Origin of the sequence: Halomonas sp. SIMBA_159, from assembly GCF_046536035.1 — a bacterium.
GTDB lineage: Bacteria > Pseudomonadota > Gammaproteobacteria > Pseudomonadales > Halomonadaceae > Vreelandella > Vreelandella venusta_A.
Window position 1 is genome coordinate 1 of the sequence record NZ_JAWJBT010001523.1, and the last position, 239, is coordinate 239.

The following is a 239-nucleotide window of genomic DNA, read 5'->3' on the forward strand; positions in this document are numbered from 1 at the left end:
GCTCGTCTTTCGTCAAGACCAGCTTTTCCCCTTCTCTGGTCAACACTGTCGCCCGAACGATCACATCTTGGATCTCGCCGCCATATGCGCCGGCATTCATTGCCATTGCGCCGCCGATCGATCCCGGGATGCCGCATGCAAATTCCAAACCTGTCAGTTGGCGGTCTGCCGCTGCACGGGAGACGGTTTTGATATCCGCTCCACCTTGTGCAATGACCGTCGTTCCATTGATCATGATG

At 56.1% G+C, this 239-nt stretch carries 1 protein-coding gene; it reads right to left on the reverse strand.

Going from position 1 to position 239, the window contains the following annotated elements; all coding sequences use genetic code 11:
* A partial coding sequence (locus tag R0J87_RS24325; RefSeq protein WP_498889617.1) for an FAD-binding protein occupies nucleotides 1-239 on the reverse strand: 239 nt, incomplete at both ends.